10 protein-coding genes and 1 tRNA gene are annotated in these 12,281 nt (G+C 45.0%); 9 read left to right on the forward strand and 2 right to left on the reverse strand.

All coding sequences use genetic code 11. The features are described from left to right. Nucleotides 1-7: 7 nt before the first annotated feature. The 5 genes from cdaA (at nt 8) to glmS (ending at nt 6,441) form a co-directional block, all read left to right on the forward strand. Nucleotides 8-817: a diadenylate cyclase CdaA gene (gene cdaA / locus AMICO_RS03710; protein ID WP_013048136.1), complete on the forward strand. Its 810-nt coding sequence runs from the start codon at nt 8-10 to the stop codon at nt 815-817. Further along, entirely contained in the window at nt 808-2,070 is a 1,263-nt protein-coding gene (locus AMICO_RS03715; RefSeq protein ID WP_041459331.1) for a CdaR family protein, read from the forward strand. Before cdaA ends, AMICO_RS03715 begins: the two co-directional genes overlap by 10 nt. 17 nt (nt 2,071-2,087) lie before the next feature. Further along, nucleotides 2,088-3,464, forward strand: a complete 1,377-nt coding sequence (gene glmM, locus AMICO_RS03720; protein WP_013048138.1) for a phosphoglucosamine mutase — start codon at nt 2,088-2,090, stop codon at nt 3,462-3,464. 33 nt (nt 3,465-3,497) lie between these two features. Next, the gene (gene galU, locus AMICO_RS03725; RefSeq protein WP_013048139.1) at nt 3,498-4,382 is read left to right on the forward strand and encodes a UTP--glucose-1-phosphate uridylyltransferase GalU; all 885 of its coding nucleotides are present in this window, start codon (nt 3,498-3,500) and stop codon (nt 4,380-4,382) included. Nucleotides 4,383-4,608: 226 nt separating this feature from the next. Next, nucleotides 4,609-6,441 (forward strand): glutamine--fructose-6-phosphate transaminase (isomerizing), encoded by a 1,833-nt coding sequence (glmS, locus tag AMICO_RS03730; RefSeq protein WP_013048140.1) that lies wholly within the window; start codon nt 4,609-4,611, stop codon nt 6,439-6,441. A gap of 40 nt (nt 6,442-6,481) precedes the next feature. Here glmS and AMICO_RS03735 read toward each other — a convergent pair whose 3' ends face one another. Beyond that, nucleotides 6,482-7,546, reverse strand: coding sequence for a hypothetical protein (locus AMICO_RS03735; RefSeq protein ID WP_013048141.1), 1,065 nt, complete (start codon nt 7,544-7,546; stop codon nt 6,482-6,484). Nucleotides 7,547-7,619: 73 nt separating this feature from the next. Here AMICO_RS03735 and ade point away from each other — a divergent pair, with 73 nt between their 5' ends. Further along, complete coding sequence (gene ade, locus AMICO_RS03740; protein ID WP_013048142.1) at nt 7,620-9,353, forward strand: adenine deaminase; 1,734 nt, start codon at nt 7,620-7,622, stop codon at nt 9,351-9,353. Here ade and AMICO_RS03745 read toward each other — a convergent pair. Beyond that, a complete protein-coding gene (locus AMICO_RS03745) occupies nt 9,324-9,584 on the reverse strand; it encodes a hypothetical protein (protein ID WP_013048143.1) in 261 nt (86 codons plus the stop codon). The two genes, ade and AMICO_RS03745, sit on opposite strands and share 30 nt — an antisense overlap. A 166-nt stretch (nt 9,585-9,750) precedes the next feature. On the opposite strand from AMICO_RS03745, the gene AMICO_RS03750 reads away from it, so the two are divergent. The 3 genes from AMICO_RS03750 to AMICO_RS03760 all read left to right on the forward strand — a co-directional run bounded on the left by AMICO_RS03750 (nt 9,751) and on the right by AMICO_RS03760 (nt 12,276). Further along, a tRNA-Gln gene (locus AMICO_RS03750) sits at nt 9,751-9,825 on the forward strand. A gap of 70 nt (nt 9,826-9,895) precedes the next feature. Continuing rightward, nucleotides 9,896-11,308 (forward strand): bifunctional UDP-N-acetylglucosamine diphosphorylase/glucosamine-1-phosphate N-acetyltransferase GlmU, encoded by a 1,413-nt coding sequence (glmU, locus tag AMICO_RS03755; RefSeq protein WP_041459533.1) that lies wholly within the window; start codon nt 9,896-9,898, stop codon nt 11,306-11,308. Then, a complete protein-coding gene (locus AMICO_RS03760; RefSeq protein WP_013048145.1) occupies nt 11,308-12,276 on the forward strand; it encodes a ribose-phosphate diphosphokinase in 969 nt (322 codons plus the stop codon). The genes glmU and AMICO_RS03760 overlap by 1 nt, the downstream gene beginning before the upstream one ends. Nucleotides 12,277-12,281: the final 5 nt, after the last annotated feature.

The following is a 12,281-nucleotide window of genomic DNA, read 5'->3' on the forward strand; positions in this document are numbered from 1 at the left end:
GGTTGACATGCTCGATTTTTTTCGATGGCACGATATTCTTGATATTATTATTATAACGGTGATTATCCACCGTTTGCTGCTGTTGCTGGTGGGTACAAGGGCAATGCAGCTTGTTAAAGGATTGCTTGTTCTTGGAGTAGTGGCTTCTCTCGCACGCGTTCTTGATCTTCGAACCCTTTCTTGGTTTTTGGGAAAGGTCCTCGGTGTTTTGATCATCGCTATCCCTATAGTTTTCCAACCAGAGCTTCGGCGAATGCTGGAAGAACTGGGAAGAGGAAATATCTGGAGGAGAAAAAGAGCACAAAAGAAAGCAGAAGCTCTCAGTCAGGAAATTACAAGGGCTCTTGGATATTTAAAAGGGCAGAAGATTGGAGCTCTTTTAGTATTACAGAGGGAAACAGGATTGAGAGATTTCTGGAGCACTGCGGTGAGATTAAACGCAGAAGTTTCTCAAGAACTGATCATTGCCATATTTTGGCCAGATAATCCTCTTCATGACGGAGCAGTGATCATAGATCGGGATATGATCCTTTCTGCTGGGACCTACTTGCCTCTGACTGAAAATACAAATCTTTCAAGGTGGATTGGGACTCGCCATCGCGCAGCTCTAGGAGTAACGGAAGTATCAGATGCTATTGCCCTTGTTGTTTCAGAAGAACGAGGAGAGATTTCCCTTGCCATTAATGGACATCTTTCAAGAAATCTGAAGGATAACCAGGTGTATAAGCTTCTTATGCATTATTTTGGAGCGGAAGAGAATGAAAGGCGTTCTTTTCTGGACAGAATACAGGAAGAGATACGTTCTCTGTGGCAATAGACCGCGAAGAAGGGAGTTTTACTACCATGTCGCCTGTAAGAAGAAAAATAGACACACTTCTTTCATCCCCTAATTTTTTAAGAATAATATCTATTGTCATTGCCGTTCTTCTCTGGTTTTATGTGTCAGGAGATCGGGCAAATGAAATAGTGAAAACATTTAAATGCCAGGTGGATTTTTTGAATGTCCCTCCTCAGACCATATTAAAGACAGAGGCGAAAACTGTAGAGATAAGTGTTTCAGGAAGTCGACGGGTATTAGACAGCCTCCAACAAGGGAGCATTATCTGTGAAGTAGACGCAAAAGGACTTTCCCTTGGGAAGTATCGTTTGGCTGTAAGGGCCATTGTTCCAAAAGATGTCAAATTGGTAGGTATTAATCCGTCACAGATCGCAATGGAGATGGTGCGATACGTAGAACGGGTTGTTCCTGTGGAAGTAACAGTAAAAGATGGCTTGCCATCGGGGCTTTATCTTGAGTCTGTCCATGTTACCCCTAAAGATATAACTGTAAAAGGTGTGGAGAAAGACCTGGCTCGGATCGAAAGTGTTCGCGTTTCTCCAACCTTTGACCAGCTGAAAAGCGGGGAAGAAATAACAGTTCCTGTGGAAATTATCAAGTCTCAAGGGTTTGAAGACGAAGTGACCATTGATCCCGGACAAGTAAAGCTTATGGCAGTACTAGCCCAGGGGCTTCCGAAAAAGAAAGTTCCTGTCAACGTGCAGGTAGTGGGCAAGCCGGATTCTGATTATTCTGTGAAAGCCATTGTGGTAGAGCCTTCCGAAGTGGAGGTAGAAGGTCCCTATCCTAGCTTGGGCTCTCTCTCGCGCCTTGAAACGGAAACTATCGACATTACGGGCCTTTCTCAAGAACAAAGCATGGTTGTCCCATTGAAACCTTTAGAAGACTCGTCATTAAAATATACGGGAGCTTCTTCAGTGCGTGTTAATATTCTTCTAAAACCCTATACTGTGTCTAAACTCCTTAACAATGTTGCTGTGGAAGTTGAAGGAAATAGCATCTATCCGGGGTGGAGTGTTGAGCCCACCACTGTTAACATAACCATAGAAGGGATTCCATCTGAAGTGGAAAAAATAAACGAAACAAATTTCCCTATCGAGCCTTACGTTAACGTGACAAATATTGTTTCAAGAAAACTAATGGTTCCAGTACAGATAAGAAACACTTCAAAAAGTATTCACGTGGTCAAAGTTGACCCCTCTCGGGTTACAGTACGTGCTGAAGTGGAATAATTAGGGAGGCGGGGAAGGTGAAAGGCTTGGAGGAAAGTGAGAAGAAAGTGCGTTGTCTTTTCGGTACAGATGGTGTTAGAGATGTGGCAAACAGAGGAGTAATGACTCCAGAAATGGCGTTGCGTCTCGGGCGGTCATATGTACTGTATTTGACGGAAAGAGGAGTTCCCCGTCCAAGGATTGTCGTGGGGAGAGATACTCGCAGATCGGGAAAAATGCTTGAAGATGCATTAGTGGCAGGCATGCTCTCGGCTGGAGCGCAGGTGTTGACTCTTGGTGTTATTCCTACGCCGGGTGTAAGTTTTGCTGTGAAGCATATAAAGGCTCAAGGCGGAGTGGTAATAAGCGCATCTCATAACCCTGCTGAATACAATGGAATTAAATTTCTGAACAACGAAGGTCACAAGCTTAATGACGATGCAGAGGCTGCTATCGAAGACTATCTTGGCGATGATTTAATTGATGATTGGCGCCCTACAGGGGCTTCCATCGGAGAAGTGCAGGAAAGAAAGGATATAGCTCTAGTATATGCCCAATGGCTGGCAAGTCTTATTTCGTCTTCATCCATGTCATGTGAAACTCTTGCTTTTGATTGTGCTCATGGGGCTTCTGCTCCTATTTTGCACATTATTGATGATATAGTTGGGAACCATAAATGGCAAATCTCTGGTGACGTGCCAGATGGCCTTAATATCAACGAAGGTGTAGGCGTTATGAACATGGCCTATATTGCCACCCAAGTGAAGAATAGCGGAGCCAAAGTGGGAGTTGCCTACGATGGGGACGCTGACCGCGTTCTCTTAACTGATTCTCAAGGTAGGATTCTTGACGGCGATATTATTCTATGGGTTCTTGCGCGATGGCTGGCGGGAAAAGGCAAATTAGGGAATGGTGTTGTCGCTACGGTCATGAGCAATCTCTCCCTTGAGGAACATTTAAAAAAGCATAATATCGGAGTCTTTCGCTGCCCTGTAGGTGATAGATACGTCTTAGAAATGATGAAGTATCGTGGCGCTTATCTAGGGGGGGAACAGTCCGGCCATATTATTATTCGAGAGTTCACATCTACTGGTGATGGGATTTGTACTGGTTTTGTTTTTATGAAAGCCTGCGAGGAAATGGGAGAAGATATTGACTCTCTTGTTGACCGTTTTGATAGGTACCCTCAGCTTTTGAGGAATGTGGAGGTATGTCGAAATAGTGTTATAGACCCCACATTTATAACTGACATATCCCAGGAAGCAAACCGGAAACTTATGGGACAAGGACGAGTACTCATCCGCGCCTCAGGGACAGAACCACTTATGAGGGTTCTGGTTGAGGCAAAAGATCCTAAATTAATGGAAGACATTTCAAAAGATCTTGTTGATCAGATACAGATGAAGTGCTGTTAGTTTTTTGACTTAGGTAGAAAGGGAGTGGAAAGGATGCAAAAGCAGATAGTTTCTAAATGCCTTTTCCCAGTTGCAGGGTTAGGAACCCGCTTTCTTCCTGCCACGAAAGACGTTCCTAAAGAAATGCTGCCCCTCGTTAACAGGCCTATCCTTTCCTATGGGGTGGAAGAAGCAATAGATGCGGGCTGTACTGAAATGGTCATGATTTCAAGTCGATCCAAACGTTCCATCGAAGATTATTTTGATCGAACTTGGGACTTGGAAAAGACACTGGCAGAGCGAGGTAAAAAGGAACTTTTAAATCTTATTCGCCAAATTCCCCAAATGGCCCGCTTTATATTTACGCGGCAGGCCGAACCTTTGGGGCTTGGCCATGCAGTCCTCTGCGGGGAATCTCTATGCGGTGGTGACTATTTTGGCGTTATTCTTCCTGATGATGTAATGATTGCTCAGCCCTCAGTGCTGGCTCAATTAATAGAGGTACATGAAAGTTTGGGAGGTAGTGTTATTGCCTTAGAGACGGTTTCAGATGAAGACACCTCCCGGTATGGAATAGTTGAAGCTGAGAGAATTCATGCAAGGGTCTTTCAAGTTCACAATCTGGTAGAAAAACCGGTAAAGGGGTGCGCTCCCAGTAATTTGGCTATAATGGGACGATATGTCCTCTCTCCTCGAATCTTCTCCATTCTTAAAGAGGTAAAACCAGGGGCAGGGGGAGAAATACAGCTCACCGATGGTCTTATCCAGTTAGCAAAGGAAGAGCCTTTATGGGGTGTTGTTTATAAAGGAAGGAGACTGGATTGTGGTACGCAAAAGGGATGGTTGCAGGCAAATGTTGAATTGGCCCTGAAAGATCCGTCTTTACGTGATATAGTACTGCAAGTTGTAGAAGAGTATAAAAAGGGGGAAGGTAAATAAAAATCTCCATGTGTTTTTAACCAATTGTAATATGCGGCTTGTCTCGTGAGCGCCAGGACTGGGATTCCAGTTGACGAGGGCGGGGGAGTATCGAAAATTCGGCGGATGCCCCTGGGGTTCAGAAGACCGAACCCAAAAATTGCTCTACAAATCCAGGAAGTGATTTCTGGGACAAAAAGAGCAACAGGTCTTCTTTTGCCTGTTGGAAAGGCGGTGCACTGATCCTGTGTGCGGAATAGTTGGGTATGTAGGGTTTCGTAATGCAGCTGATATTCTTCTAGATGGTATGAAACGGTTGGAATACAGAGGATATGATTCTGCCGGTATTGCAGTGAACAACGGCAGTGAGGTTCAGATACTAAAAGAAATAGGAAAAGTTCAGCAGCTTGAGGATATTGTGTCTGCTCGTCATGTTGAAGGACACTTGGGCATTGGACATACACGTTGGGCTACCCATGGCGGGGTTTCTGTGATTAATGCTCATCCCCACAGAGATGAGCGGGGGCAGGTTGTTCTTGTCCATAATGGAATCATAGAGAACTACAAGGAGCTGAGAGAAGAGCTGATTGGTCAGGGAGTAGAGTTTGTTACAGAAACTGATACTGAGGTAGTGGCAAAGCTCATATCTCAAATTTACAGTGTTAAGGGCGATATGATCGCCTCTCTTGTGTCCATTTACGAAAGACTGCGAGGGTCTTTTGCCCTTGCCATTCTTTTAAAAAAAGACTCTGACACCCTGTATTGCGTGAGAAAAGGATCTCCCCTTGTGGTGGGGAGGGGAAAGGGAGAAGCATTTTGTGCTTCCGATGTTCCGGCGTTGCTTCCTTACACTCAGGATATATTTTATATGAATGATGGCGATATCGCTCGCCTCACTCCACAGGGTATAAACTTCTGGAGTGATAAAGGTGTTTCCCTCGAAAAAAGCTCTCAGAGAGTCGACTGGGATCTTTCAATGGTGGATAAGGGCGGCTACCCTCACTTCATGTTGAAAGAGATCAATGAACAAGGAGCGGTTTTAAGGAACACTATGGGTGATCGTATAAAAGGAGAGGCAGTAGATTTTTCAAAAGAACTTGGCTGGAGTCAAGAATCTTTTGCAAAGATAAAGAAGATTCATATTGTGGCGTGCGGAACATCCTATTATGCGTCTCTTGTCGCGGAACGCCTCATGGAGGGGATGCTTCCCATAGACATAAGGGTGGAAATTGCCTCTGAATATCGTCAAAGGTCTATACACTTGGGAGAGGATGTACTAGCGATTTTTGTGTCTCAATCGGGAGAAACAGCTGATACTCTCGCCGCTGAACGATTGGCAAAGAGTAAAGGTGCCTTGTGTCTTGCTATTACAAACGGTCTAGGCTCATCTCTTGCCCGTGAAGTGGATCACGTATTGCTTTTAAAGGCCGGTCCAGAGATTGGTGTCGCCGCGACAAAGACCTTTACTGGACAGCTGGCAGTGCTTTATCTCCTTGGAATATACATGGCCAAGCTGTCGGGGGCTCTATCCTCTGAGGAAGAGGGACGGCTCGTGAAAGGTCTATTAAAATTACCCTATCAGATAGAGGAGATACTCGAGCGGCAGGAAATGCTTAAGCCTATAGCGGAAAAGTATGCTTCATCCCGGGATTTTCTTTATCTGGGCAGAGGACGTTCTTTCCCTTTAGCTCATGAAGGAGCCCTGAAACTTAAGGAAATTTCTTATATTCATGCCGAGGCCTTCGCTGCCGGTGAATTGAAGCATGGTCCCATTGCTATGCTTGAAAGCGATATTCCCGTAGTGATTATCGCCCCTCAGGATAGTCTTTATGAGAAACTTTTTTCTAATGTGGTGGAAGTGCGAGCCCGTAAATCTCCCGTCATTGCTATTGCTACTCAGGGTGATAGTAACATGAAAGATGTTGCCAATGACGTTTTTTATATTCCCTCAACGGACCATGAACTATACCCTTTCCTGGCTGTTGTACCCTTGCAGATTTTTGCCTACTATATTGCTCGTGCCAGAGGCTGTGACATAGACCGGCCACGAAACTTGGCTAAAAGTGTAACGGTGGAATAAGTTGAAAAGGAGCCTGTGTTTCTTTCACAAGCTCCTTTTTTTACTTGTTTAGTTCTTTTGTAAAGGGGTAATAGAGGCGGATATGGGTAATATTAATCAATGCCTCATCGTTTCTTCCCGTACGTTCTGGCAAAAACTGCCAGCCCCCCCCATTAATTCTGCACATAATAAGGGGACGTCGACCGTAAGTAGACCACATATTCCATAATACATCGGAAAGCTGGCTTCCAGGTACCATCCCCCCTGAAAAAAGAGGGCCTTCCCCTACGAGTGTATCTCCATTCTCTGAAGCGATGATCATCCATTGGGTTAATTTCCAGGCCGAAGACATTTCTTTAGAGTCCGCATGGAAAAGGGGCAGAATCTGAAAACCGCCGATCTCCCCATAGGGAGAGGTGCTAACATCAATAACTCCCGTATGATTTGCCCTTATGCGGCTTCCTTTCTGGAAAAAAGTTCCTTCGAAGCGCCCTACACCGTAAACTGGTCGAATAACCCTGGCAATAATATGTGCGCCCATGGTGTCCCATGCTATAATTCGCCCTCCAGGGCGATTCTCTATATCTATTAAGAAGGTGAGATCCTTTTCTTCCACTGGGATGACCAGCGTGTCGCCATGTCCAGGTAATTTATCAGAAGAAAGCCGTTCCTGGCTTCCCTCTGGTCTTAGGATATAGACAGGGGTTCCCACTGTGGGCGCCCATCCTCCGAAAATGCCTTTGCCGCCATCAGACTTAATAGAAAAAAAGGTTTGTTTTCCTGCTGCTGGAGCTATTGTCGTTTCTGGTAGAATACTGATGGTACGTCCTTTCCCCTCCTCAACAGAACAAAGTAAATGTATGGCATTTACAGCAGAAGCACATACGGTTCCCTCTTCTCCCCATTGACTGGCCGTATAGCTTGGCCATCGGCTTGCCTGAGGTAGAGAGACCACTATGCCAACATCTTTGCGGGAGTTGTCAGGCAGCAAAACATAGGCGGAAGAGTCTATTTCACATGGGATGTAGATGGTGAATATAGGGGAAGCCACAGCAGGAAGTGACTGAAAGGCAAGCAAAGCGGATAATATCAGGAACAGATGCGCAGCACGTTTATGAATATACATGGGAATCCCTTCTTTCTTTATCTTTGTAGCAACTATTATAAGTGTCTTTTGACCTAAATAGGAGGAGCGCTTCGTGGATATTAAAAAAATGCTAGCAATTGCAAAAGGTGAATTTCCTGCGGATTTGGTGATTAAGAATGCAAGAGTCGCAAATGTTTTTACCCTCGAATATGAAAAAAAAGACGTAGCTTTATACGGCGGGACGATTGCCGGAATTGGAGAAGGATATTCGGGTAAAGAAGAGGTGGATGCTTCTGGGACGGTCCTTGCTCCTGGTTTTATAGAGGGACATTGCCATATTGAGAGTACAATGCTTACGCCGGCAGGTTTTGCCGAAATGGTTTTGCTTCGAGGGACAACCACCGTTATGGCTGATCCCCACGAAATAGCAAATACATGCGGAATGGATGGGCTTGAGTTTATGTATCGAGAGTCTCTCAACGTCCCCTTGGATATTTTCTTTTTAGCACCTTCCTGTGTTCCGGCCTCTCCTTTTGAAACGCCTCATGAAGAGCTAGATGCCTGGGCTATTAAAAGTTCCTATGAACAAGGGTGGTGTACCGCTCTAGGTGAAGTAATGAACTACCCCGCTGTTATAAACGGGGATGAAGGAATGTGGAGCAAATTACTTGCTTCATGGGATGTGGTAAAGAGTGGCCATGCTCCTGGAGTTACTGGTAAGGAGCTTTGTGCCTATTTGCTGAGTGGTTGTTCTAGTGATCATGAAAGCGCAACTCGGGATGAAGGCTTGGAAAAATTGCGGCGGGGCATGTGGCTTATGATTCGCCAAGGAGCAACAGAACACAATTTAGCGGAACTTTTGCCGTTGATCATTGAAAATGAGGCGCGTTCTTCTCGCGCCATGTTTGTAAGTGACGATCTTACTGCTAAACATATTCACACGAAGGGGCATCTAGATGGTATTATACGGCTTGCGGTGCAAGAAGGTCTTTCCCCCCTTGCCGCCCTTAGAATGGTCACCCTTTCGCCAGCCTGTTATTTTAAACTGTTTGATAGAGGTGCAATAGCACCTGGATATAGTGCTGATCTCGTGTTGATCGACTCCCTTGAGAGGTGCAATGTTATTCATGTATGGAAGAAGGGGAAATGGACAGTACGCAATGGTGAAGTGTTGAATACTCCTTTTGAACGGGACAAGTGCTATCCTACAGCAGTCAAAGCGCTTTATATCCCCTCCAGGGAGGAACTATCTATACGATCATCAAGGGATAAGAAAATACGTGTTGTGGGCCTTATAAAAGGACAAGTAGTAACTGAGCATTGCATAGAAACGCCTACTGTTCGAAGAGCAGAGGTTATTGCCGATAGCGAAAGAGACCTAGCCAAGATAGTGGTAGTAGACAAAAATAGCGGTAGCAAACGTTTTTTTTCAGGTTTCGTGAAAGGCCTGGGGTTAAATAAAGGAGCACTGGCTTCTTCAGTAGCCCATGACGCTCATAATTTTATCGCTGCAGGTATGGATGATAGTTCCATTGTTAGCGCTTTAAATGAACTTAGGCGTTTAGGAGGCGGACTTGTTGTCGCATTTGAAGATCAAGTTATGGCTTCTCTTTCGCTGCCTGTGGGTGGCCTTATGTGCGATGGGAATGCCCTTGATGTAATTCAGGCTATAGAAGAGGTAGAGAAGGCAGCCAGAGATCTTGGCACTCCAATGACCCATCCTTTTATGGCGATGAGCTTTCTTTCTTTGAGTGTCATTCCTGAATTGAAAATAACAGATCAAGGGTATGTGGATTTAAACAGGGGAGGACTCATGTCATTTTTTGTAGATGATGAGGATAATTAGCAGGACAGGTAAAAGAGGGGACCAGGCTATCCACCATCCTACATAAAGCAGAAGATACAGCGATATAACAAGAAGACCACCAACGAACAGTACCCACGTTGTAGTGATCAATCTCTTATTACCAGACCTGAAGGCTACAGCACCAAGGGGAACGGTGAGAGAAAACATGATTAGCACTATGATAAGAAGTGTTTTTGCCTGTATCAGAGAGAAATCAAAAGGGTTTATCATAAGGCGCTTCTCCTTAAAAGGTTATAGTTTTTATTAAGTATAGAGCTTTTTTGATGTATTGACATTCAATTGAAGTGGTGTTTTGCTTATAGGCACATTTGAAAAATTGCAACTCCCTCCTTGACATGATGGGAACCTCTGTTAGTATATTTACCGGCGTTCATACTGGGGTGTAGCCAAGACGGCAAGGCGGCGGACTTTGGATCCGTGATCGCTGGTTCGAATCCAGCCACCCCAGCCATTTAAGACTCAAGCAAGGGGGGACCTACGGTTCCCCTCTTTTGTGTTTTACCACTGATGAAAAGAAGGTGATGGGGGAAGTGACGAAACGTCGAACAGTGGGTGTTTTGATTCTCGCTGCGGGAAAGGGTACGAGAATGAAAAGCAGCCTTCCTAAAGTACTCCAACCTGTTCTCGAAGAACCTCTCCTTTTTTATTCTCTCCAGACGGCTCTGGAGGCAGGATCTGACGGGAGTGCGGTCGTTGTTGGGCATGAAGGTGCGTTGGTGGAATCTTACATGGCCCTGCATTGGCCTGGTGTGCGGTCTATATGGCAACATGAACAGCTGGGGACAGGTCACGCTGTTCAAATAGCAAGGGAATGGTGGCGCTCTTTTTCAGATGTCCTTATAATTCCAGGCGATGCCCCCCTTCTCAGAAGCGACATTCTTGCTGATCTTATTAAAACACATGTTAATTCCCTAGGTGCTTGCACCTTTGCAAGTTTTACAACTCAGAATCCTGATGGGTATGGCCGAGTGGTGAGAAGTGGAAAAGGATTGTCTATAATTGAAGAAAAGGATGCATCAGAAGAAATAAAGAAAATAAACGAAGTTAACAGTGGCATATATCTTTTCAGATCCACAGATCTTCTTTCAAACATTGATTTGCTTGCAAATGAAAATGCCCAGGGAGAATATTATTTACCTGATGTAGTGGAGCTTCTCTGCAAGCAGGAAAAGAAAGTAGATGCTGTTTGTTTTAACAACGGCGTAGACTTTCAGGGAGTCAATAGCCCCATCCACCTTTCTGAAGTAACATCTATTTTGCGAACTAGGATTTTAAATTACTGGATGGACAAAGGAGTGAAATGCGCAGATCCCGCGAGTATCTTTGTGGGCCCCCGTGTAAAGCTTGAGGGGGACATATGGATCGATCCTTTTGTTCAGATGTATGGGGACACAAGTGTTGGCGAAGGGACCCGTGTGGGAAGTCATTCTCTTATTCGTAACTCTAAAATTGGCAGAGATGTTAACATTATAAATTTTGTCTCTATAGCTTCAAGTGAAATAGAAGACCATGCTACAATTGGACCGTTCACCTATATAAGAGAGAACTCTCATATTGGTGAGGGCGCTTTTGTGGGTAAATTCGTGGAAATTAAAAAAAGCTCAATTGGTTCCGGCAGCAAAGTGCCCCATCTTTCCTATATAGGAGATGGCGTAATTGGCAGCAAAGTGAACATAGGCGCAGGAACAATAACATGTAATTATGACGGTGTTGCCAAAAATCCCACTCACATTGGTGATCGATGTTTTGTGGGAAGTAATACAATGTTAGTTGCACCGGTAACTCTTGGTGATGACTCTTACACAGCGGCAGGATCAGTAATTACTAAGGATGTCCCAGAAGGGGCCCTTGCTGTTGCTCGAGCTAAACAGAAAAATATCGAGGGATGGGTTTTGCGCCGTGAAGGCAGCAGAAAAGAAGGGGGTAAAGAGTGATGGGTTCCAGTTCCAGGGAACTGAAGATTTTTTCGGGAACAGCCCATCCGGAATTCGCCAGAAGAATCTGTGCGGAACTGGGTGTAGAGCTTTCTCGGGCCAAACATTACCGATTTTCTGATGGAGAGCTGGGACTTTCCATTGAAGAGAGTGTTCGGGGAGCGGATGTCTTTGTGGTTCAGCCCACATGCAATCCTGTTAATGAACACCTTATGCAGCTTTTTATAATGCTAGATGCACTGAAGCGAGCCTCTGCCTACCGAATTAATGTGGTCACGCCTTATTTTGGGTATGCCCGCCAGGATCGAAAAACAAAGGCTAGAGATCCTATTTCTGCTAAACTTGTGGCAGACCTTCTTGAGCATAGTGGCGCATCCCGCCTTATAACAGCAGATCTCCATGCTGGACAGATCCAGGGTTTTTTTGATATTCCTGTAGACCACCTGACTGGCGTTCCTCTCTTGGCGAATTACTTCAAAGAGAATTTCCCCAGTGAGATAAAGAGAGAAGAAGTAGTGGTTGTAGCTCCAGATGTAGGTGGAGTCGTTAGGGCTCGTCGTTTTGCTGTGACGTTAAATGCGGATCTCGCTATTGTCGACAAGCGTCGCTCCCATGATGTGGCGAATCTTTGTGAGGTAATGGAAATTATTGGTGATGTTGAAGGTAAAGTAGCTATTCTTATAGACGATATCATCGATACAGCCGGCACGATTTGCAACGCTGCTGCAGCTTTGAAAGAGCGTGGAGCACAAAAAGTCTATGCTTGTGCCACCCATGGTGTTCTTTCTGGTCCAGCTCTTGAAAGATTGGAAAAAGCAGAAATTGACAGCGTTATTCTTACAGACACGATTCCATTGCCTGAAAGCAAAAACTTAGATAAAATTACACAGTTATCTATTGCTCCGCTCTTTGCAGAGGCAATAGCGCGAGTGCACAGCGATCGATCTGTAAGCAGCTTGTTCAGTTAAAAACG

Origin of the sequence: Aminobacterium colombiense DSM 12261, from assembly GCF_000025885.1 — a bacterium.
Lineage (GTDB): Bacteria > Synergistota > Synergistia > Synergistales > Aminobacteriaceae > Aminobacterium > Aminobacterium colombiense.

Bases quoted from the DNA above. Each gene is read 5' to 3' on its own strand.
- cdaA (WP_013048136.1), top strand. From the start codon at position 8: ATGCTCGATTTTTTTCGATGGCACGATATTCTTGATATTATTATTATA.
- galU (WP_013048139.1), top strand. From the start codon at position 3,498: ATGCAAAAGCAGATAGTTTCTAAATGCCTTTTCCCAGTTGCAGGGTTA.
- AMICO_RS03735 (WP_013048141.1), bottom strand. From the start codon at position 7,546: ATGTATATTCATAAACGTGCTGCGCATCTGTTCCTGATATTATCCGCT.
- AMICO_RS03745 (WP_013048143.1), bottom strand. From the start codon at position 9,584: ATGATAAACCCTTTTGATTTCTCTCTGATACAGGCAAAAACACTTCTT.
- glmU (WP_041459533.1), top strand. From the start codon at position 9,896: ATGGGGGAAGTGACGAAACGTCGAACAGTGGGTGTTTTGATTCTCGCT.
- AMICO_RS03760 (WP_013048145.1), top strand. From the start codon at position 11,308: ATGGGTTCCAGTTCCAGGGAACTGAAGATTTTTTCGGGAACAGCCCAT.